This is a genomic window from Lyngbya sp. CCY1209 (assembly GCF_055795065.1).
In genome coordinates, this window is sequence record NZ_JAYFER010000553.1 from 1 (window position 1) to 23,066 (window position 23,066).

The following is a 23,066-nucleotide window of genomic DNA, read 5'->3' on the forward strand; positions in this document are numbered from 1 at the left end:
GAAACTTCCATGTGTCTTGGCGATTTCTAGCCCCTACACCCTACACCCTACACCCTACACCCGCGCGCAGCGCTATATCATCATAGATTGAGATAAAAAACCCGATTTCAAAGAAACCGGGAAAAGGGAGGTAAAACTCCAATCAATGATTCCAAAAACGATCTATTCCGTATCTTTATCTGTAGTTTTGGGCGCCGTCAGCACGTCCCAAGCCGCCTGAGCTGCCTTCATTAAGCGATTGCTAAATTCTTGCATTTTGTTGCTCCATTCTTGCATTTCTTCGAGCACGCTTTTCCAGTTTTTATCGGCTTCCGATTCGATGGTTTGAACGGATTTTTCCATCTGTTCCCGAGTCAGTCCTTGGAAACTTTCGATGGTCTTCTGGGCATTCCGCACCGAGCGAATGTAGGCTTCTTTGGAAAAATCCCCGGCGGATTGCATTTCGGACAAAGCCAGGTGTCTGATAGCATCCATCAGTTCTTGGGTTGCCTTTTCGACATCGGCGTATTTTCCATCGCCACTGTCGGCTGGTTCTTGGGGTGCGAGACTCGTTTCTTGATTCTGTTCCACGATCGCGGACTCCTTGGGTATATTTTCTTCGGTCATGGTTCGTTCTCCAGAGTGAAACTACCGATATGGTATCGCAAGAATAATAATTGCTCAGACGGACATCTGTTGTTCCAATTTTAACAGGGCTTGAATGCGGGCTTCCGTGGACGGGTGGGTGGAAAACAGATTGGACATCATCTGCCCCGAAAATCCGTGCATGATCAAAAGCGGTTCAAAGGCCGGATTGGCGCCCATCGGCAACTGGCGGGCGTTGGAGTCGAGTCGCTGCAACGCCTGGGCCAACCCCCGGGGGTTTCCGGTCAATTTTGCCGCCCCCGCGTCGGCCGAAAATTCCCGGGTCCGGGAAATGGCCAGTTGGATGACGGTGGCCGCGATGGGGGCCAGAATCACCGTCAGCAACAGGCCGAGGGGGTTGGGGCCGCGATCGCTCCCCGAACCCCGGAACCACATGGCGTAGGTGGCAAAATTGGCCAAAGCGGAAATCGCCCCGCCGACGGTGGCGGCGACGGCTTGGGTGAGGGTATCCCGATTTTTGATGTGGGTGAGTTCGTGGGCGATGACGCCTTCGAGCTCGTCTTCGGGGAGCAACTCGAGGATGCCTTCCGTGACGGCAACGGCGGCGTGTTGGGGGTCGCGGCCTGTGGCGAAGGCGTTGGCGGATTGGGTGGGGATGATGTAAATTCCGGGCATGGGCAAGTTTCCGCGATCGCACAGTTGTTGCACCATGTTATGGAGTCCCGGCGCCTGTTCGTAGCTGACGGGTTGGGCATTGTAGGCGCTCAGGGCGATGCGATCGGAATAAAACCACGATCCTAGGTTCGTCGCCGCCGCCAGGGCCACCCCAATTACCGCTCCCCAAGTGCCACCGATCACCCAGTAGCTAATCGAAATCAGCAAGGCGCTTAACAAAGCCAATAACACGACTGTTTTAATTTGATTCATCGCCCCCTCCTTGATGCGGGCTTGGGCTCTAAGTGAAACGAATTTCCCCAATCCTATCACTGCTGGAGGGCGAATGGGGGGCGGTCATTGCGATCGGGTTTTTTTCCGGAAAGACATCCGCCAATCCTGTTGCTATACTGATCTTGACCGGGGACTTCGCCGGTGGCGATCGCGACACCGCGGCCCCGCAGACTGAAAACTGCCAGAGGGGAAAAATTGAAACATGATGGAAACAATGATCGCCGACACGTTCAATATCCTCAAGCGACACAATTGGTTGATTTGGAATCTCTTTTTGGCGACGATTCCTTTGCTTCTCAGCGTCTTATTATTTCGCTGGAAGAACGATTCTCGGCCTTGGTTTTGGTGGGTCATCCTGGTTGTTTTTATCGCCTTTCTGCCCAACGCGCCCTATTTGCTCACGGATATCATTCACCTGATCCAGATCACTCGTTCCGAGGCTTCCATTTGGAGGGTTACCCTGCTGTTGATCCCCCTCTACGTCTCGGCTTTTTTATTCGGCATCGAAGCCTACACGATTTCCCTCATCAACCAAGGTTATTATTTGGCAAAACAGGGGGCAAAAAAATGGATTATTCCCGCCGAATTCCTGGTTCACTTTCTTTGCGCGATCGGAATTTTTGTGGGTCGATTCCGACGCTACAATAGCTGGGACTTGGTGACTCAGCCGCACGTTGTGATGGTGGGCACTTTGGACGATCTGACTTCCAAAAGACCGCTCTTGATAATGGTAATTACTTTCGTCATTATTTCCGTCACCTATCTGATCATGAAGCAAGTCACCTTGGGGCTGATCCTGCAATTCCGCTACCTCTACCGGCAATTTAAAGATCCGGAGCCGTAGCCCTTGAACGCGCTCCGATCTTCCCTCTTAAAACTGACAGATATATTTGGGAGAAACGGGACAGGTTTCGTCGGCGATCGGATTGTTGCGGACGAATAAATAGGTGAGGTTGTCCAGGGGTTGCAGGGAACTAATATCGGCGATATCATTTTGGTTTAAGTTCAACTCGCTCAACTCCGACAAACTGTCGAGGGGGCTGATATCGGAAATTTGGTTGTAGCTGAGGTTGAGCTCGTTGAGATTGGTCAAATTTGCCAGGGGTGAAATATCGACGATGCGATTGTAACTCAGATCGAGGCTGGTGAGATTCTTGAGATTGGCGAGGGGACTGACATCGGAAATGTGATTATTCATCAATTTCAACGCAGTTAGGTTAGTCAGACTTCCGATGGGTGCGACATCTTTGATCAAGCTCGTCGTCAGATCCAAGCGAGTCAAATTGAGCAAATTTTCGCTGGCTCGGACACAGTTAAATGTCCCCGCCTGTTCCAAGATGAGTTTGACGGTATATTCGGCTTCTTCCGACAAGTTTTCCCGATTCATGCACCAATCCATAAAATCGGTATAGGTTTCCGTCGATTCGGACTGTGCTGAAACGGAAACGGGAATTGCACCCATTGTTAGAGCGATCGTTGTTCCCACTACAGAAGCGGCGATCGCACGCGGCCAGAGTCGGGATAAATGGGCAAGCCAAACCATTGCTGACACCTTGAATATTGGCATTACTTTTCTATTATAGAATATCAGACGCAGGTTTTTATAGCAGTAATATCAAGTTGCCTATGGGGATGGGGGTGGCTGTCGATTTGAGAGTTCGGTTTCGAGTTGATATTGAATTTGCAGGGCGACGGGTTGGTTGGGATTCAACTTCAGGGCTTCGGCGATCGCTTCTCGGGCGGCTTCGAGTTGCCCCAACCGTTCCAAAGCGTAACCTCGGATCGCCCAGGCGTTGGCATTTTCCGGCTCAATTCGGGTCGCCTGCTGATAGGCAAAAACGGCATCTTCGTACTCTTCTAAAGCGATAAAAGCCGTTCCCATATTATACCACCCCTGAAAAAATTCGGGGTTGACGATCACTGCTTCTTTGGCTGAAATGACCGCTTCTGCATAGTCTCCAGCCTGCCAGAGGGCGACGCTGCGACTCGACCAAAGATCGGGGTTTTCGGGGTCTAATTCCACCGCTAAATTATAGGCTTTTATCGCCTCCTCGAACCGTTCCAGAGAAGCCAAAACTCGGCCGCGATTTTGCCACGCCTTGGCGGAATTCGGGTCGAGTTGGATGGCGCGATCAACCGATTCCAACGCCGCCAGGTAGTCTCCCCGATACCACAAAATTACGGCGCGATTATTCCAGGCTTCGGCGTAGTCCGGTTGAAATCCGACGGCGCGGTTGGCGGCGATGCTGGCTTCTTCTAGTTGGCCCTGGGCGGCGAGGGCGACGCCCAACTGACTCCAGGCGGGGGCCGAACCCCACTCGTCCCAAAAACCATCCCCTTCCAAGGCGGCTTCGCAGGCTTTTTGGGCGGCTTGATACTGCCCCAAATCGTTCGATAACCGGCACTGGTTGACGAGGGCATAGGAGTAGTCGGGGCGCAGTGCGATCGCCCGTTCGTAGGCGTTTAAAGCCTCCCGATCGCGGTTCAGGACACTGAAGACGAACCCCTGGGCAGCCCACAGGGTGGGATCGTCTTCGTTCAAATTCAGGGCGCGATCAAAGGAGGTGCTGGCCTCTTCGTAATTCCCCAAATTAATAGAAGCAAATCCCCGATATTTCCAGGCGCGATCGGCCGAACTTTCGCCCCAGTTGCGATCAATTTTCAGGGCTTTTTCGCAGGCGGCGATCGCCTTGTAGGGTTCCTCCAATTGATACCAAGAATGACACTGATGCAACCAAGTCTGGGAATTGTCTGGTTCCAATTTGAGAGCCGCTTCGTAAGTTTCTAAAGCCACTTCGTATTGGTTTTGGCGTTCGAGGATCAGCCCTTTTTGAAAGATGACGACGGCCGGGGTGGCATCCTCCCAATTGCGGTCTATTTCCAGGGCGCGATCGCAGTTTTCCATCGCTTCTTCGTACCGCCCCAGGGCAGATAACGCCGCGCAGCGGTAGGCGAGAACGAGGGAATATTTCGACTCCCGTTCCAAGGTCATGTCGGCGGATGCGATCGCTTCGGTATACTGTTTTGTTGCTAATAAAATATGAGTCCGTTCCGCCCAAATTTCCGCCGCTTTGGGTTTCAAAACAATCGCGCGATCGCAGGCAGCGAGGCCCTTTCCGTACTCCTGTTGGTCAGCTAAAAGGTGGCAGAGATTCGCCCAATAGTCGAAGTCTTCCAACCCCTCCAAGGCATCAGAAGCCCCCAGATCCGGCGATGGCGGGATGGGTACAGATTGCAGCGGATCGGGCACGGGAATTGATGGGGTCTCCTCGACTTCGGCAGGAAGAATCGGATTTCGGGGTTGCAGCGGTTCCGGCGTCTCGACATCGATGATAATCGGATTTTGCGGGCGGGGCCAATTGACCGGCGGAATGGAGGGGCGATCGCGGTTGGGCAATTGTTCGATTTGGGCTAAAGTGGGATGGGTGGCGATCGCACTTTCCGAAATCAGCATTAGTGCTGCCAGGATGCCACTCCTCCAACTCCAAACCGTTGCCCGAATTCCCGCCGATGTCCCGTTCATTTTTTCATGAGTTCAATTCTGAATATTCTCTAATTGTAAGGTGCCGGAAAGCAGACTCCAAATTTTTTTAATCTAATTTACAGATTTTCTAATGGGAACTCTGACTGATTATTTAGATGCGATCGCCCCCAACCTTTCCCCCGATCTGATTTCGGCGGAATTCCGCCGCCGCCTGTCGGGTATCGGGCAACATTTCCCCGATGCGATCGCCTCCTTGGTGGGGTTTGAATGCCGCCTCGCCGACCCCACCCCCCAAGCCGATCTCTTTTTTCGGGTGAGTCCGGAAACCGGAGGCCGGGACATCGTCGCCGGTTCGGAAGCGGTGGAAACCCAACCTCAATTTTATCACCTATTGGCTGGTTACGAAACTATCCCGTCCCTAGATGACGAATTAATTGACCATCCCATATGGCAAAAAATTCGCCAATTTTGCACTCAATGGTCAACCCCAAATACATCTTTTTACGACTATATTAAAGACCTGTGGTTGGAATTCGATCTCGACGCCGAACCTCCTGCTATTCCCATCCCCAGCGTCTTTTTGGGTTCCTCGGCGATCGCCCATCTTTCAACCCATCTTAATCCATTGTTGGAACATCCGCTAACTTCCGAAAAAAGTCAACGTATCGAACGCACGCTGAACGCTTTACCGAAGACAGCGAAACTGTTTCAATCCGGCGTGTTGCTGAGTCGGGAACCCCACAATATTCGATTCTATATTAGCGATATTTCTATTCAACAGATCTGCCCCTATTTAGACCGGATCGGATGGCAGGGCGATCGCCATCAGATCGCCGCCATTCTGGCTTTCCTATCGCCGGGAATCAAGACAACAAATTTGCAGATAGAAATTGAAACTGACATCGCACCCACCATCGCGATCGAATGCTATCTCGAAAATCGAGAAGCCTGGAAACTGTTCCTCGAAGGTTTGGTCAAAACCGGATTTTGTCTGCCCCAAAAACGGGATGCGATCCTCTCCTTTGGTGGGTTAACTCGCGAGGGAGATTCCCCCGAAAATTGGCCGGGAACACTGCGGCGGCGATCGCAACTTCTCGGCCCCGGATGGGAAAGCGTTTTATTCCGCAGATTGGCTTATTTGAAACTGATCTATCGCCCGGGAATACCCTTGGAATTCAAAGCTTATTTGGGGGTGCAACCTGGTTGGATAGACACCCAATCTTGGGGCGTAAAATTAGAGTAAAATAGTCCGTTGTTGCCCTTACAGCTTGTTATAGCAGTGTGAAATGATTCGTGAAAATTCGATCCGGTCAAAGCCCCCAAGATTGGGGGTTTGGGGGCTAGACAATTTTACAAATGGTTGCACATTGCTATATTACAGGCAGGATGCCTGTGCTACAGTAGAATAAGCTTCTAGCTTGTCCGCTTATCGAGTCATGCAAGATTTTATTGATGCGATCGCGAATCGCCCGGAATTGCAGGAACAAATTATCGCCGCTTCCGACTGCGAAGAACTGGCGAAAATTGCCGCATCGGCCGGATATTATGTGACCGTCAAAGAATTACAAGCTGTCCTGACGGCATCCTTTGATGAACTCGTCCTGCAACTCGACAGTCCCCCCGGACTCTCGTCTCGTTACGGACGAATTTGGCTGGATCAACTGATCGAATCGATCTGTTTTTCCAGTTAAAAGATTGATTTGAGAGGGTGAAGTCGAGCCGAGATTTCTGGCCATTAAATTCCGAAACCGAATGCAAATTTCTCCTAAAAATTGTGAACTTTAGTTAACAGATGCTCCGCCCGTCGCGGGAAACCCCTATAATTAATAAATTGCGAAAAGGTAAAGTTACGCTTGCTGTACCTTTGGGGGAAAGATGGTCAAAATTAGAACGAAAATCCCGCAGATATCGCCCGCCACCCCGAGTGTACAGGCTAAAACGGCTTTACCGCGATCGCGATCGTTTGCCGAAACCGACACCGCAACGCCGGAAACTGCTACCGACGGGCGATCGCACTTTTTTTCCCCCCCGAACCCACCGGAGATCCGACGCCAAGCCAACCTCGCTTCCGGCTATAAATTTGACCGATTGTCCATCCTCGACTACACCCCCGCCAAACTGCAACCGAAACGCCTCGTCACCTCCCCGGCAGACGAAGAGGGGGAAGAAAACAGCGATTTAAGCGGAGAAGAAACGGCGGAAATGGACGAGCTGGCACCACCGGAAACGCCGCCGCCGGAGGACAATAAACCGCCCGACACCCAACTGCAACGTCAGCCGAAAGGGGACGGATCTTTTGTCGCCCATTCCTACATCGCCAACCGCATTATCCGCCGGAAAGGTCGTGGCGTTCCTATGCCAGAACCCGCCCGCGAGTTTATGGAATCTCGGTTTGAAAATGATTTCAGCCGGGTCCGTCTCCACACCGACAGCGAGGCGGTTCAACTCAGCCACAATTTGAGGGCGAAAGCGTTTACCCACGAAAACGATATTTATTTTAATGCCGGACAATACAACCCCAATTCGGCTGGCGGCAGGCGGTTATTAGCCCACGAATTGACCCATACGATTCAACAAACGGGGGCGAGAGTTCAGCCGAAATTGCGGGGCGATCGCACTTCCAAAATTAACCGAATTAAACGGAAGGCGATCGGCAGAGTTCAGCGATCGGACGAAGAGAATGTCAGTATCAATTTGAAACCTTTGTCTTCGATGATATCTTATATAGGGACTGCTCCCATTCAGCGATCGGACGAAGAGAATGTCAGTATCAATTTAAAACCCTTCTCTTCAACTGTATCGAATTTGGCAGGGTTTTCGATTCAGCGTTCTTCAGATGAAGAAAATGTCAGCATCAATTTAAAACCCTTTTCACCCAATTCTGGGGGATTGCCTTTTCAACCGCAACTGATTGTCGGAGCCCCCGGAGACAAGTACGAACGAGAAGCCGATCGCATGGCGGATATGGTCATGTTGATGCGTTTGCCCCCCACAGCCGAGCCCATTCAACGCCAAGAAGAAGAAACGGCGGAAGTTATTTCTCCCACTATTCAACGCATCAATAGCCACCGTCCCCGTCGCCGTTCTGCCATTCCTTATGCCCTGCTTCATTCCTCGGAAGAAAGCGAGGATGAGCAAAATGTAAATATTACTCTAAAATCCAATAAAAATCGGAAATCAAAACGCCCCAAAAGCCGTGCATTTGAAGCCGATCAAGATATCGAACGCCGCCTGAAAGCGAAGAAGGGGAGTGGTAATCCTTTGCCGGAAGACACCCGAGACTTTATGGAATCTCGGTTCGGGCAAGACTTTGGAAAAGTCCGAGTTCATACCGATGGGGACGCGGCTTGGATGAATCAGGAGTTGGAAGCCAAAGCATTTACCTATGGGGAAGATATCTATTTTAATGCCGGAGAATATAACCCGGAATCAGAACAGGGTAAAAAATTACTGGCTCACGAACTCACCCATACCGTGCAGCAAACGGGGTCAAAAGCAAAGGATAAATCGACATTAGAAATTCCGGATAAAAATAATAAAGTTCGGCGACAACCAGACATGATTTCGAGTTCGGAAGCGATCGTGCAGCGCCGGGACTTGAGGGAAGAACTGGAGAAAAAACGAAAAAAAGAACAAGAAGAAGAGGATAAAAAACGACAAAAAGAGTTGGAAGAGAAAGAAAAAGAAGGGGAAGATAAAGAGGAAGAAAAAGAGGAAGGCGAAGAGGAAGGCGAAGAGGAAAAAGAAGAAGGTGAAGAGGAAGAAAAAGAAGCAAGCGAAAATAAAGACAAAAAAAGAATAAAGAAAAAATCAATAAATAGAAAGGAAATTCAAAAATCTGATAGTCAATCAAGCGACCAATCAGACGGTGAATCAGACGGCGACAAGTCGGAGTCGGAGTCGGAGTCAGAAGAAGGCGATTCTGAAAAAAAAGAGGAAATCAAAGAAGATAAAACTGAAGCCGAGACAGCCTTAGCTGATGAAATTAAAAATAAGAAAAGCGAAGGGGGAGATTTTTCTGAAGCTGAAAAAACGGAAAAATCTACCAAAGAAGAGGCTGATAAAACGGAAGAAATGGTCGGTGCTGAGGATGAAGAAAAAGCTAAAGAAAAAGGAAAAACTTTAGAAAAATCCTCTGAAAAAGCAACCGATTCAGAGATGTCCAAGGCTGACGAAACAGACGGAAAAGAACAACAGATAAAAGTCAAAGATATTGCCGGGGAAAAGAAAGCCAAAGAAGAAGCAGATGCCCAGGCTGAGAAAGCGGAGGTAGAAGCGGAAAAAGAAGGGGAAAAAAAAGCGGAAGAACAGGAAAAGGAAACCAGCCCGGAAGATGGCTTTTTGGAAGCGACAGATACTCCGGAAGGATTGGACGATCCGGGTGTGGTTGAAGCCCCGGATTTGACCGGAAAACCCGCGCCGCGATCGCCCGATTCTGACCCGGCATTTAAAGCCGCAGTGGGACAAACCCAACACCTCGCCGCCGAACAAAGTACCCACAAACCCGCCGCCGATAAAGCCAGAGAAGCCCAAGATGCCGCCGTAGACCCCGCCCAGCAAATGCGGGAGGCTCAAGCATCTCAATCGGAAGAGGCTTCCCTGAAGGAAGTGAAACCGTTTAATAAGGAAGAATTTATCAGTAACCTTCTGGCTGTACTCGATCAAAATAAACCCGAGAGTCAGGAAGATGTCGAACAGGCTAAAGGTGCGGGTGAGGCGACGGAAGACATCAAACAAGAAGTTGAAAATACCAAATCCGAATCGGGGGGAGAACTCGAAGATTCCGCCACCCGAGAGCCCGCGCCAGATCTGGAGGAACCGAAGGTTTCAACGCCGACTCCGGACCCCGTTGAAGAAACTGGAGAAGCCCCCGTTCCGGAAGCGATCGATGCGGAAGCGACGGTGCCGAAATCTCAGTCGGAAGAACAGGTCGAAAAGCCCTTAGAAGAAACGAAACAGGCTTTAGATGAATTGATTCCCGCAAAGCTTCAGAAGAAGTCGATCGTGGGGGCACCGTGGGACAAATACGAGCAGGAAGCCGATCGCACGGCGGAAACGGTGATGAGGATGCCGGAGGCGGAAACCTCGTCCTCCCTAGAAGAAGAAAGCGAGAGTGAAGTGGTTCCGGTGAATGCCACGGTATCCCATCCGCAACGGATGATTCAGCGGGACGCAGAGGGATTTACAGCCGAAAAACCGACCCAAGAAGGGGAGGTAATTCTCGATCAAAATCGGGTGGAATTGTACGAGTCGGAAGCGGGAATTAATGTTTCCGATTCAGTCGAAGAAGCGAAAGAAAATGTCGAGGAAACGGCGACGAGTTTTCGAGAGGAAGAACAGGGGGTTCAGGAAGAAACCCTCGACGTTCAATCCGGGGCTGTTTTCGACTCTCAAGAGCAGATGTTCGCGACGCGAAGCGAGGAATTTATTAATGTCGCCAATACCCAAGCCCAAGCCCAACAAAAGGACGAAGGGGAACGGGCGAGAGTCACCCAAGAAATTCAGGCAATTTATGACGAAACTCAAGTCAATGTCAACGGCATTCTCGATCGCATGGATGCCCGGGTTAATGCCGAATTTGAAGCGACGAACAAAAAGGCGAGAGACGCTTTTGAAGCCAAACAGCAAGAATTATTTCAAGAGTGGAAACATGATTATTACTACAACAGAAACCCGCTGTGGATACCCTGGATCGAGATCAAGACGGGTTGGGCTTATGTCAAGGTTCGCTTTTATCTGAAACGCTTTTTTAATTTGCCTCTGTGGGCGTATAATAAAATTATTAGCGGCCTTCCCAGCGAAGTGAATAATATCTATGCGACGGCTCGGGAAGTGTTTGTCGCCGAACAAAAAGCCGGGGTATATCGGATTGCCGATATCGTCGAAGAAGAATTGGCGAATGCAAAAAATGCAGTTCAAGAAGGGCGCGATCGCGTCACCACCTACGTCGCCGCTTTGCCGGAAAGTTTGAAAGGGGTCGGCAACGAAGCGGCGGCTAACGTGCAGGCTCAATTTGACAGTTTGGAAAGCAGTATTAACGATCGCCAAAACAAACTGGTCGATGATTTGACGGCAAAATATGAAGCCAGCCTCAAAGAAATTGACAAACGCATCAAAGAATTAAAAGACCAAAATAAAAGTTTACTCGCCCAAGCCGTTGCCGCCATTGCCAAACTAGCCGCCTGGATTCTGCGGCAGGTGTTGCGAGTCATCGAACCGGTCATCGCACAAATTCCCGGGGTTGGGAGTCGGGCGGGGGATTTTCTGGATGCGTTTGTTGACGACCCGAGCGGGATCATGGATGCCCTATTTGGTGGCGTTGGAGAAGGATTTAAAAACTTCGGAAAAAATATTGCCACCCACCTTAAAAATGCCCTTTTTGATTGGCTGTTGGGAATGGATATGCCGATCAAGTTTCCCGACAAGTTTGATTTACAGGGGATTCTCGATATCATCCTGCAAGTTTTGGGTTTGACGAAAGATTATATTTTTGAGTTGGCTTCCGGGGCGTTGCCAGATTGGGCGAGTGACATTTTAACCACTCTGATCGAAGATGGACCCGCCGCCTTGAAAGAGTATTTGGAATCCATACCCGAGGATTTACCGGCGTTGGCGGTCAGCTTTTTTACGGCGATCGTGGAGTTTCCCAAGAAAGGGATCATGGTGTTGTGGGACTTCATCAAATCGGGTTTATCCACCCTTAAAGATGTGTTCATGAGTGGCATCATGTTTGAGGTGGTAATTCCTCAAATTGTGATTGCGGGGATTCAATGGGTTTTAAGTTTGACGAATCCGGCTTCAGGAATTGTCAAAATTGCCAAAGCAATTGTTGATTTACTGATATTTTTTATCAACAATATGGACATGATCCGGGAGCTTTTGGAGGCGATCGGATCGGTAATGGATGCGATTATTTCCCAAATTGTCAGCCAAATTGCCAAGGCGGTTGAGTTTGCATTGGTTAAAATTCTTCCGCTCGTTTTGGGACTGTTGGCCAGCGTTTTAGGTTTGGGTGGTCTTCCCGGCAAAATTCAAAAAGTGATTGAAAAGTTGAGAAGTCCGGTTGATAAGGTTGTGGGTGGTGTTTTTGATTCTGTCGGCAGCGTTTTGATGGTTCTCGATCCCGCCGCTTTTCTGATGGATTCATTGGAAGATTCGCAGGATCAAAAATCCAAGAAAAAAGGCAAAAACAAAAAAAACAAGAAGAAGGGCAAGAAAAAGAGTCAGAAAAAGAAAGGCAAAACTAAATCCAAGAAGAAAGGGAAGACGGACAAAAAGAAAAAGAAAAATAAGAAGGGTGAAACCAAATCCAAGAAGAAAGGGAAGACGGACAAAAAGAAAAAGAAAAATAAGAAGGACAAAACTAAATCCAAGAAAAAGGACAAGAAAGACAAAAAGAAAAACAATAAAAAGAAAAAGAAAAAATCCAAAGTTCTGAAGAAAGTCGCGACAAAATTGAAGAAGAAAATCAAGAAAAATCCGAAAGCCCGTCGGGTTAAAAAGCTGCTGAAAAAATTCAAGAAGAATTATAAACTGAAATCCCTGAAAATGAAGAACAAGAAAAAGACGAAAAAGGGGAGCAGCTACGTCATTGTCGGAGTGGAAAGAAAAACCAAAAATAAAGGTAAAGTCCAGAAAAAGGAGGCATCAATCGGCTCCAATTATAAGGAAATAACACCTGCAATTGAAACAGCTTTAGAAACACATGAAAGTCAAGGAGAAGCTCTGTCAGAATCGGTTCGAGAACCGATGGAAGCGGCGTTTGGCTTCAATTTTGGGCGAGTTCGCATCCACCGGGATACGGAAAGCGATCGCCTCAGTCGTTCCTTGAATGCAAAAGCATTTACGACGGAAGGAAATATTTTCTTCCGCCAAGATACTTATAATCCCCACAGTTCCGGCGGTCAAAAACTCCTCGCCCACGAACTCACCCACGTCGTGCAACAGTCGGGAGAACAGCCCGACATTCAACGCTTTTTTGCGTCGGATACCTACAGCCGCGAAGTGATTCCCGTTCTTCCAATTGGCGATCGCCCGCCAATTCCCACGATTCAGGCAAAGAAAGATAAAAATCAAAAAGTGAACATCCGATCGCGGATCAAAAAGCGCAAGTTAAAAATGAAAGTGACAATAACTGAAAAGAAAGAGGAAGAAGAAGAACCGAAGAAGAAACTGAAAGAAAATATGGATAATCCGGAGGCGATCGAAGAAGTCGAAATGTCCCCGGCACTGATTGGAAATGTAGTGCAGGCAATCAAAGCGATTATCAATCAGAATCCCGATAAAACGATGGTCAGTAGCAAACTCGAAGATGTGCGAGTTAAATTTGACCTCGACGTTGTAAAATTGGTGCGGACGATGACCATCGGCGATAGCTTCGCTTACATTGTCAACGTTCAGGGGAAAGGTAAATATTTGGATGCTCAAAAGATGAAAGCCTTTTTGAAGCGGCTGGCGAGGGAAGGGGGTACGCCTGCTAATATTGGCATCGATAAAACCTTGGCGGCGGAACTCAAGTCACCAACCGGCAAATCGGCAAAAACCACGCGATCGCAAATCGGATCTGCCAAAGGTCAATCCCCCAAACCGGCGAGCACGAAGAAATCCCAGAAACCCAACGTCTCCCAACTCCCGGAACTCGACATCACCACGAAAGTGCGGCCGATCAGTTCCAACAGCATCGAAGTGATGGTTCGGGCTAATCCAGACTCGGAGAACTAATCATGGGAGCGCTTCTGTCGCACCTGTTGGGAGCGTGCGATTAAGTTTTGTAAGTCCTCAAGATTGAATCCCCGACCCTGAGAAGCGGTTCGTCGCGACTCCTCATTTTTTCGGCTGAGTTCTTCGAGTTTTTCCCCCAAGCTTTGTTGGCGGGTATCGATGCTTTCAACCATTTCCAAAAATGTCTGGCTAAATTCGCCAATTTCATCGGGTCGGGATGCTATTTCTTGTAAACTGAGCGCATCAAAATCATCGGTTTTTAAAGCCTTCGCCGCCCGGTGTAATTCCCCCACCGGCCCCACAATCCACTGCGATGCCACCACTCCCAAGACCGTCGCAACACCTGTTACGATGATTCCGATCGCCAGAATAAAACGAATGTTCCCATAAACCAGTTCGGTAAAATCGCGATCGGGAATCACCACCACAATTAGCCAGTTTAAACCCAAATTTTCCTGCAAGGGAGCCACCTGTACCAGTTGCCGTTGACCCTGCAATCTGTAGCTGAAGCCCGTTTTTTCCTGAATATCAGCTAGGTTGTCGCTGTTCTTCAACAGGTATTTCATGGTGAATTGAATCACGGGTTCCTGACTTTGAATGGCGGGCAATCGTTCCTGTTTTTCGTCGATTTCCAGAAATGGCTCTTGGGCTGTTGAACTAGCAACCAAGTCGCCGGAAGGCTCGATAATAAATACCACCCCTCGGGGGCTGATTTCCAAACCGGCAAGAAAATCACTAATTTCACTCAGCCGGTAATCGATACCAAAAGCGCCGATGAAATCACCTTGAGCGTTATAAAGGGGTACGGTTGAGGTAATCCCTAACTGTCTGTAAGTAGCAAAAATATAAATGGGACTCCAGGTCAGATCGCCGACTTCCCGGGCTTTAGTATACCAAGGGCGGATGCGGGGATCGTACTGTTGTTCTGTCACTCTTTTCTCCCCCTTGCGTCCCCGGCTGTCGAGGCTGTACTCTTCCAAACGGGGGGCGGTGGTGCGATCGCGCAACAATAGGGAAGTCCGACCATCCGGGAAGCGTTTCACTTCCAGAAAATTGCCATTTTCTGACCCAAAATAAATGTCGAGGCCGGACTGACGAGTTTTGGTTTGATCCCAGAAGTAGGATTGCAAGACCTCGAAATTATTGGGATCGAGAAATCCTTGACCCGCCGCGATCGCATTGTAGCGGTTTATCAGTTGGGGAACTTCTAGGGCGGCGGCGATGTGTTTTTCGATTGACAGCAGAGCTTTATTGCTCAATTCTAAACTCAGGACATCGATCGCGTGGCGGCCGCTGAGAAATGCCAGCAGGGTGGTTAGTCCTGTGGCGAGTAACAACGGGAGAGCGATCGACAGGGGCAGGACATATCGAATTGAGATGAAACGTTTCAGCATCGCTCCTCATTTGACAATTGCATCAAGTACAAATATAGACTTGATTTCATTCAATTTACATTGAAATACTCTATTTTTATTAGCCGTCTTCTTTTTGTGAATTTTGTTGTTCTGGCATCGGCTTTTCAAATAATAACTTTCTGCGTTCTTCCTTTAATTTTTCTCCCAACAACTCTTTAGATGTAATGACACCTTTCTGCACATTTTCTTCCGCTGTCTTAAGCTGTTTTAACCAATCGGCATCTTTAACTGTTAGACTCTTCCCATCCTCACTTAGGGTCGTATAGTCAACGACCCGACCGCCAAATTCCGCACCGATCCTTCCGGCTTTACTGGTCCCGGTGGGAGACACCTCAGCCGGAGCGCCCCTCTTATCGTGATACATACCAAACACATCTGTATGAGCCATTCTGGAGGTTTCAGCACCAATTAGTACGCTGCCAGGTTTTTCCTTGCTTGGAGGCCTGTAGTAGATGTACATATGACCGTGTCGGCCATCTGGTAGGATGACATCACCCGCCATATCTTCATTGCCCAGTCCACCCAACGGTATATCCATTCCATAATGTTTGATGGTACTCGTGGCTCCAGGGACTTTACCCTTGATATCAAAAGTGTTACTCTTGACCTCCTTCAATGAATTTTGAGTAACCTCTACGTCGTGACTAGAAGCAATTCGAGTATCGACCTTTGCTTTGTAATAGTCACTGGATTTATCCGCACCCTTGTCATTATGTGATTTCGGTTTATGTTCTTGGACTTGGGCTGATGAACCACCCAGCAGCCAATAAATAAACTCATGCTGGTCTTGTTTGCCTTGAAGAGGGGGCAAATTGATCATGACGCGACCGCCGTGGGAGAGTGCCACTGCAACGTTCTCTTGCCATTCCTCAAACTTGGGTTTGTCTTGGTCATCACGGTACATCAATCCATGCTGAAGAACAATAAAAACTCGTTTCAGAATGGCAATGGCTGAATCCGTTTGTTCCTGATATTTTTTGGCGATCTCTTGATTTGACTTTGGTATAGTTGTTAAATCATTATTTAGAGCCTTTTCCCACATTTCAGTATCTTTATCATAGATCCCTTTCTTCACGGCTTCATAGTTTTCCTTTTTCTTCTGGCTATCTTCACTATTAGGATCGGTTTTGGCAGCTTTCTCGTACTCTTCTTTAGCTTTCTTCATATTCTTCGCTTCATAACGCAAATATCCGGGGGTTTGACGAAATTTTTCATCCTTAATTCCTAAATCTCGCTGATAAGTCGCAATTTGCAGACGGTGAATTGGACTCAAAACTGCCTCTCCACGAACATCAGGCGCAATTCCCAGAGTTTTAAGGTCAATGTCATGTTCTTCATATCTTTCCCAATCTCCGATCACTCGTTTTTCTTCTGCCACCTTTTCTAACTCTTCCTGGGTAAGAAAACCATTTTGAGATAAGTAGGTTTTCCCTTCGGGAATTTGACTCAACTCTTGTATCACTTTAACGATATCATCTTTTGTTATCACTTTAACGATATCATCTGTATCATCATCATCTTTCAGAAAACCTTTGCCCAAGTCGATTTGCTCGGCAAGATTCATTTTCTTCGATTCTGTTTCACCTTTTTTGTTTTTATAGTCTCGCTTTTCAATTCTTGTCAATTCGTTTATTTTTTCGATATTATCTTTTTGTGATTCTAAAGCCTTATCATTGCTATTGACACGTTTCTTGTCGGAGATATAAGTTCCATACAACTGCAATCGAGTTGCCCGAATATAACGAGGAGGTTGACTATCTTTAATTCGATACCATCTATTGTTGCCAGCCGGATCGATCTTGTGCTGAGTTTCATCATCACTAATTTCGACCAAATCCCCAGGATTATATTTTTCTTTACTCTTCTTATTTTCATCTCTGGCATGAGCTTTATCTTTTACTGTATATGTTTTCCTTTGTAGCGTGAGTAAGCCCCCAGTAGCGACGGTTGAATTGTCGTCTTTTTTCGACTGAATTTGACTCCCACCCTGCTGCACCACATGGGTCAACTCGTGGGCGATGAGCTTTTGTCCGCCCCGACTCTCCGGCCGATACTCTCCCTGTTTAAAAAAGATGTCTTTGCCCGTCGTAAAAGCCTTGGCTTGGATGGACTGATTCAGTTGATTGGCTTGGGAATTCTGATGAATCCGCACGCCGCCAAAATTTGCTCCCATTGCCCGCCCCATTTGGGACTGCAAGTTCTCATCCAACGGTTGTCCGCCGCCCTTTTCTCGCCGAAGGGACGACTCGAAATCCGCCGACACTTCTCCCCCAGCTTCGGCAGTCTGGGGCTTCATTTGTACGTCTTCATCATCTTCTTCGGACTCTCGCTGTACCGTTTCTGGCTGCTCTTTTTTCTGCAATTTAGAAATCGTCGGCGGAGTCGATAACTGGGGTTTTTGTTGCAGTGTTTCTTCCTCCTGTTTCTGAACCTCTGTCGTCGCGGGGGGAGATTGGATGCGATCGACAACCACATCCGCCACCCGGTCCGCTTCTTGTTCGTATTTGTCCCCTACTGCCCCCACGGTGAGTTTGGCTTGAATGGGTGGCGGGGGTGCGGAATTTTGCGGGTTATCTCTTCGGGCTAAATTCTGAAATTGGCGGTGCATGGGCGAGTTGGGTTCCGCCTGCATCTGCACGTCTTCTTCTTCGCTGCGCTGGATGGGTTGGGTTGGGGCGTCGCCATTGCCCACAATGGAAATTTTGGCAAAATCGAACCCGGACGCTTCCGGCTGTGATTCGCGTTCCGGCGGGGCCGCTTGTTTGTCCGGGGGGGCAAAGTTGGCATCCTGAAACGGCCGGGACTGAAATTGTTCCTGCACGGGGGCAGGGCTTTCGTTTTGGCGTTTTTTCCGGCGTTGGATTTTCATTGATCGGGACTCCTTATTTGAATTAATTGAGTTTTTAAATGCGATGTAAACCCCATTTATAGGGATAAAATATATCGTATTTATTCCGAATTACAAAATAGTTTTTTGTTGAACATGGTGATTTATTACAGCCTCATAGTTTTCGTTTTGTGATATAATTCAATAATATTCTTGCTTTCTTTTTTAAATTCATATTTTCGCTGTCATTCATATCTTCAATAAAATCATCTAAATGAGTACAAACAATGCTATCTTGGGTGAACGCTTCTGGCGGGATTTGATCCAACTGTGGTAAGAGAGCATCTACAAATTGACTGAACAGATCTGGATGAGATGCGATCGCAAACTCCCCCGCATTATACATTCCATTCAGTAACGAAGACCATCTTTGTTGAGCCACAAGATCGACCTCCCCTTTTAAAGACATCAACCAACATAAAAAAGCAAATTGAAATTCTTCCAAAAAATCTGCTATATTTCCATGATGAGTTTCCCGGAAATTTTGTTCAAACCGAGATGGATGATTGGGGGCAAATTCACTCGAAAAATCTGATGCAGCGTTTTTATGTAATATGGGTGAATCGGTGGTAATATATTGAGTAATAGAGTGCCAACCTTGCCACTGATTGGCTGGGTAGGGAACCAATGCCATATCCAGTGCATTTTGATGGGCGAGCTGAGAATATTGAGCTGTCTGTTCCGGCGTCTCATCAACCAACTGTTGTTGGTCCGCATCAAATCTTTTCACCAATACCGTTTCAGGTGAAAGATAGCACCAAAAATTTCTCCATTCTCCCCGGTCTAAAATTGCCCCATAATGGAAACCTGGGGGAACTTCTCGAAAGCCTCGGAAACCGCCTTGGATTTGATGCACCAGGAGGTCAAGTTGAACGGACTGCTTGGGAATGTCGCGCAAGATAATATAACTCATCGCTCATTTAGGTGGAATTACATTGGATTTTGGTTTTGGTTATTTTCTCGTTGCTTCTTACGAAAATCGATCTCGACTTGTTTGCCAACTTTAATCACCGTTTCCCTGAGTTGGGCAACCGTTTCAAAACGAGCTTTAACGAAGTCTGGGAATTGACCATTGCGCAGGTCAACTGTATTTTCTAAATCTGATAATTCTTGGCTCTCTGCATCATTTAACCCTTTTTCACTCGATTTATCCCTCAATTCTTCTACTTTGGTTTTGTCCGATTTCAGCTTGGCAGCTTCTGCTCCAATCTCCGCCAGTTCTTGATAACCAACTGGCTGATTTTCATCCATAATTGGGATTGCAGATTTCGCCATGCGATCGATATATTTACCGGCTTTACTGGCAGCCTTTATAACCTGATTATCTTCATAATTACTCAAAACTTTCAATGTATCTCCAACTTGCTCTCGGAAAGAATGAAGATGCTCTTCTTGAGACATAATTAAAGTAGACTTTCCTTTGCCAATTTGTTGTCCGATGACCGAAAAATGAACGGCTCCTTGGGTGAAATAAGCTTCATTTGAATAAATAATAGCTTCTGATAGAGCGTTTTTGAGCTTAATTCCTACTGCTTTTATTTGAGATTCTTTTTTGAGGGGTTGTAATGATTTTAAATTTTGTAACTCTTGCCGTAATTGACTGACTGTTTGTAATTTTTCTTCATAAATTAAATTTGCAGCCATCATTTTTTTAGATTCTTCCGTCTGGTGATGGGAAAGATGCGCTTTCCCTTGATCTAACATAGACCGCATTTTTTGATAAATTTCATCCCCGCTATTTTCAATCTCCTTAATTTTCTTGTCTAAACTACTTTGATAGTCTTGGTAATAACCTTCTGCATCTTCAATTTGATTTTCGATTTGCGATCGACGAGCGAACTCATCATCGGAAGTATATCCTTGAGGTTGTGGTAATATTTCTTGCTTATAGTTATTCCACTCACTATTTTTCATATAAATTCGCATTTTTAGCATAGACCAAACATCTTGGTTTAAAGAAAATGCCTCAAAACCCAATGATTCTCGTGCCTCGGGTGCATTTAATTCTTGAATTTCCTGCACAGGCGTTATGGTACTATTTTTATCGTCAATTTTTTTCATATCAAATGGTTTACTTGGTTTACCTTCTTTGTTGAGGCTAGGAGTCATAAAATCTTGAGCATAAACATTGACATCATAAACAGTTCCGGGGTCTAATGCCCAATTTAACTTCGTTTTGAAATATTGATTAAATAAACCCACTGCTTGAATGGAACCCGCTCCTTTCAAATTATAATCAATATCCGAGGTTAAAGATGTGCTGCCTGCTGACCCCCAAGCCAAAACTTGTTCCTCATACTTCATCTCTTTAAATTGATTTTGTGTCCACAATTCTGTTTGAATATCTTTTAAAAGATTATTGGTTTCTTCTTGTCGTAGTTGTATAAAAATCTTCATCAGCTTTTTGAAATTATCTAACTTAGCTTCTGCTTCTTGTTTTTCTTTTCCTAGTTGGACCCATTTGTCTGTATACAGCAGGTACTCTTGTGCTAAAAACCAGTTAGAATAAAAAGCACTTTCAAGAATTTTTCTCGCCTCTTGTAAACTTACATTGCCCAGAGTATCAGCGTTAGCCCACACATATTCAGGGCTGTTTGGTATTGAACCGCTGTTCGTTCCGCTAGATTTGCTGTTGTTTTTAACATTTTCCGGATTGGCAATATTTTTAGACTTTGTGGATTTATTGGTCGCCACAGGTGTTCCAATCGCTTCTTCGATTGTTTTGAGTTTTTTGGTTTCCTTGACAGAAAGCAAAGGAAGACCCCTGGCTTTACGAATTCGGTTGGCGTGTTTAATTTGCTCTTTACTCAACTTGCGTTGAATTATCGGATGAATGAAATCGGCTTGAACAGCGTGATTATTTGATGCCCCACCCTGCTGCACCACATGGGTCAACTCATGGGCGATTAGCTTTTGTCCGCCCCGACTCTCCGGCTGATATTCTCCCTGTTTGAAAAAGATATCCTGTCCCGTAGTAAAAGCCTTGGCTTGGATGGATTGATTCAGTTGATTTGCCGGGGAATTCTGATGAATCCGCACGCCGCTAAAATCCGCCCCCATCGCCGAACCCATTTGGGACTGCAAGTTCTCATTCAACGGTTGTCCGCCACCCTTTTCTCGCCGAAGGGATGACTCGAAATCCGCCGACACTTCTCCCCCGGCTTCAGTCGTCTGGGGCTTCATTTGTACATCTTCATCTTCTTCTTCGGACTCCCGCTGTACCGTTTCTGGCTGCTCTTTTTTCTGCAATTTAGAAATCGTCGGCGGAGTCGATAATTGGGGTTTTTGTTGCAGTGTTTCTTCTTCCTGTTTCTGAACCTCTTTCGTCGTGGGGGGAGATTGGATGCGATCGACTACCGCATCCGCCACCCGGTCCGCTTCTTGTTCGTATTTGTCCCCTACTGCCCCCACGGTGAGTTGGGCTTGAATGGGTGGCGGGGGTGCGGAATTTTGCGGGTTATCTCTTCGGGCTAAATTTTGAAATTGGCGGTGCAGGGGCGAGTTGGGTTCCGCCTGCATCTGCACGTCTTCTTCTTCGCTGCGCTGGATGGGCTGGGTTGGGGTACTATTACCATTGCTAAAAAGGGGAATGCTGGCAAAATCGAACCCGGACGCTTCCGGCTGTGATTCGCGTTCCTGCGGGGCGGCTTGTTTGTCCGGGGGGGCAAAGTTGGCGTCCTGAAACGGCCGGGACTGAAATTGTTCCTGCACGGGGGCTGCAGGGCTTTCGTTTTGGCGTTTTTTCCGGCGTTGTATTTTCATTAGAACACCCTCCCAATTGCCGCTTCCATTGATAATAGTCGGAACGAAAAGCTATAACTGCACCTTATATCAAATCCTGATAATTGACCACAAAACATCTGAGATCGAGGGAGTCGGGAGTCGGGAGTCGGGAGTCTGATTTTTCATCCTTCTCCCCAAATTCTCCATCCTCTCAATGTCTGAGCAATTAACCGGGTCTGATATTAATTGTAAATCAAAAAGGTGATGATTTATGTAAATTTTTGTGTAAAAAAAAGTCGAAAATTGGGTTTTTCAGATCAGATCCGGTTATTTACCAGCCCCTAGATCCCCCCCAGCCCCCATCCCCCCCAGCCCCCCTTTGAAAGGGGGGAGAATTGGGGGGAGAAAGGGGGGAGCCGGAATTGGCTTTGACGAAAGTGGTTATTTAACCGGATTCGACATTATTCACCCAATTCTCGCCGAACCAAGTTGGCGATTTCTCCGATCCAGCGCTGCCGTTCCCGATGGTCTAAATCGAGAATTTCGGCCCTGGACCAGTGGAAATAAAAGGCGATGAAGGCTACCTCCCGATACAAATCCTCTAGGGGGTAGCCCGCCACTCCCCCGCCAGAGAAATCGCCGCTTCGGGTGGATTGATCTGGTTGTATACGGCTTGCAAATAGTCCAGATCTGGTAAAAACAATCCCTCCAATACATCCGGCGTCACGGGGGAAATCTCCCCCAAGCGGACAATTGCCCGGGACAGCATGACTAAAATCCCGTAGGCGGGATTGTCCAAAACTCGCAAATCCCGTTCCCGAAACAGTTCGTCCCACCCCGTCAGCGATCGCATCACTCCCTCCCGATGCAAGATTCCTCCCCCGTCAAACAATCCGACGGGGAGGGTAAAAGGAAATGCGATCGCGGGTAAAGTTTTGGTTGACATGAGATGGATGATCCCCCTAAATCCCCCTTGATAAGGGGGACTTTTATTCTGACTCAGACTTCACCAAACCGTTAATTTCGCGATAGAAATCCTGGAGATAAGCCAAGTCTACGGCAAACAGATTTTCGATCGCCGCCGGGGACACTTCCTCCAAATCGCCGAGACGGGTGATCACCCTGGCGAGGATGATCACGGTGGCGTAGGCGGGGTTGGCTTGGACGCGGGGATCACGCAAGGGGACGATCTCATCGATCGCCCGCGACAGCCGCATCACGCCCCGCTGGTGCACGTTGCCCTCCGGGTCCAAATAGCCCTTGGGCAAGGTAAACTCAAACTCCGTTTGCATGGTTGAATCGC

At 47.7% G+C, this 23,066-nt stretch carries 15 protein-coding genes; 4 read left to right on the forward strand and 11 right to left on the reverse strand.

Annotation, left to right across the window (positions count from 1 at the left end; genetic code table 11):
- Positions 1-162: 162 nt before the first annotated feature.
- Both AC0QHF_RS19245 and AC0QHF_RS19250 read right to left on the reverse strand, forming a co-directional pair.
- Entirely contained in the window at positions 163-606 is a 444-nt protein-coding gene (locus tag AC0QHF_RS19245) for a hypothetical protein (RefSeq protein WP_324705857.1), read from the reverse strand.
- A 54-nt stretch (positions 607-660) separates the two neighbouring features.
- Positions 661-1,512, reverse strand: a complete 852-nt coding sequence (locus AC0QHF_RS19250; RefSeq protein ID WP_324705858.1) for a M48 family metalloprotease — start codon at positions 1,510-1,512, stop codon at positions 661-663.
- 223 nt (positions 1,513-1,735) lie between these two features.
- Here AC0QHF_RS19250 and AC0QHF_RS19255 point away from each other — a divergent pair, with 223 nt between their 5' ends.
- Positions 1,736-2,377 (forward strand): DUF1361 domain-containing protein, encoded by a 642-nt coding sequence (locus AC0QHF_RS19255; protein WP_324705859.1) that lies wholly within the window; start codon positions 1,736-1,738, stop codon positions 2,375-2,377.
- A gap of 27 nt (positions 2,378-2,404) precedes the next feature.
- On the opposite strand, the gene AC0QHF_RS19260 is transcribed toward AC0QHF_RS19255, so the two are convergent.
- Positions 2,405-3,076, reverse strand: a complete 672-nt coding sequence (locus tag AC0QHF_RS19260) for a leucine-rich repeat domain-containing protein (protein WP_324705860.1) — start codon at positions 3,074-3,076, stop codon at positions 2,405-2,407.
- An 81-nt stretch (positions 3,077-3,157) separates the two neighbouring features.
- A complete protein-coding gene (locus AC0QHF_RS19265; protein ID WP_324705861.1) occupies positions 3,158-5,056 on the reverse strand; it encodes a tetratricopeptide repeat protein in 1,899 nt (632 codons plus the stop codon).
- Positions 5,057-5,147: 91 nt separating this feature from the next.
- Between AC0QHF_RS19265 and AC0QHF_RS19270 the strand changes: the two genes are divergently transcribed.
- The 3 genes from AC0QHF_RS19270 (at position 5,148) to AC0QHF_RS19280 (ending at position 13,738) form a co-directional block, all read left to right on the forward strand.
- Positions 5,148-6,260: a hypothetical protein gene (locus AC0QHF_RS19270; protein ID WP_324705862.1), complete on the forward strand. Its 1,113-nt coding sequence runs from the start codon at positions 5,148-5,150 to the stop codon at positions 6,258-6,260.
- Between the two features lie 193 nt (positions 6,261-6,453).
- Entirely contained in the window at positions 6,454-6,708 is a 255-nt protein-coding gene (locus AC0QHF_RS19275; RefSeq protein ID WP_324705863.1) for a Nif11-like leader peptide family natural product precursor, read from the forward strand.
- Between the two features lie 184 nt (positions 6,709-6,892).
- Positions 6,893-13,738: an eCIS core domain-containing protein gene (locus tag AC0QHF_RS19280; protein ID WP_324705864.1), complete on the forward strand. Its 6,846-nt coding sequence runs from the start codon at positions 6,893-6,895 to the stop codon at positions 13,736-13,738.
- Here AC0QHF_RS19280 and AC0QHF_RS19285 read toward each other — a convergent pair.
- The 7 genes from AC0QHF_RS19285 to AC0QHF_RS19315 all read right to left on the reverse strand — a co-directional run bounded on the left by AC0QHF_RS19285 (position 13,735) and on the right by AC0QHF_RS19315 (position 23,055).
- Positions 13,735-15,132, reverse strand: a complete 1,398-nt coding sequence (locus AC0QHF_RS19285; protein ID WP_324705865.1) for a cache domain-containing protein — start codon at positions 15,130-15,132, stop codon at positions 13,735-13,737. The genes AC0QHF_RS19280 and AC0QHF_RS19285 overlap by 4 nt on opposite strands.
- A gap of 79 nt (positions 15,133-15,211) precedes the next feature.
- Positions 15,212-18,022: an eCIS core domain-containing protein gene (locus AC0QHF_RS19290; RefSeq protein WP_324705866.1), complete on the reverse strand. Its 2,811-nt coding sequence runs from the start codon at positions 18,020-18,022 to the stop codon at positions 15,212-15,214.
- A 133-nt stretch (positions 18,023-18,155) separates the two neighbouring features.
- The gene (locus tag AC0QHF_RS19295; protein WP_324705867.1) at positions 18,156-18,953 is read right to left on the reverse strand and encodes an AAR2 splicing factor family protein; all 798 of its coding nucleotides are present in this window, start codon (positions 18,951-18,953) and stop codon (positions 18,156-18,158) included.
- A 17-nt stretch (positions 18,954-18,970) separates the two neighbouring features.
- The gene (locus AC0QHF_RS19300; protein ID WP_324705868.1) at positions 18,971-21,802 is read right to left on the reverse strand and encodes an eCIS core domain-containing protein; all 2,832 of its coding nucleotides are present in this window, start codon (positions 21,800-21,802) and stop codon (positions 18,971-18,973) included.
- A 422-nt stretch (positions 21,803-22,224) separates the two neighbouring features.
- Entirely contained in the window at positions 22,225-22,383 is a 159-nt protein-coding gene (locus tag AC0QHF_RS19305) for a DUF6760 family protein (protein WP_324705869.1), read from the reverse strand.
- Positions 22,365-22,709 (reverse strand): hypothetical protein, encoded by a 345-nt coding sequence (locus AC0QHF_RS19310; protein WP_324705870.1) that lies wholly within the window; start codon positions 22,707-22,709, stop codon positions 22,365-22,367. Before AC0QHF_RS19310 ends, AC0QHF_RS19305 begins: the two co-directional genes overlap by 19 nt.
- Before the next feature lie 43 nt (positions 22,710-22,752).
- On the reverse strand, positions 22,753-23,055 hold the full coding sequence (locus AC0QHF_RS19315; RefSeq protein ID WP_324705871.1) for a hypothetical protein: 303 nt from the start codon (positions 23,053-23,055) through the stop codon (positions 22,753-22,755).
- Positions 23,056-23,066 lie beyond the last annotated feature (11 nt).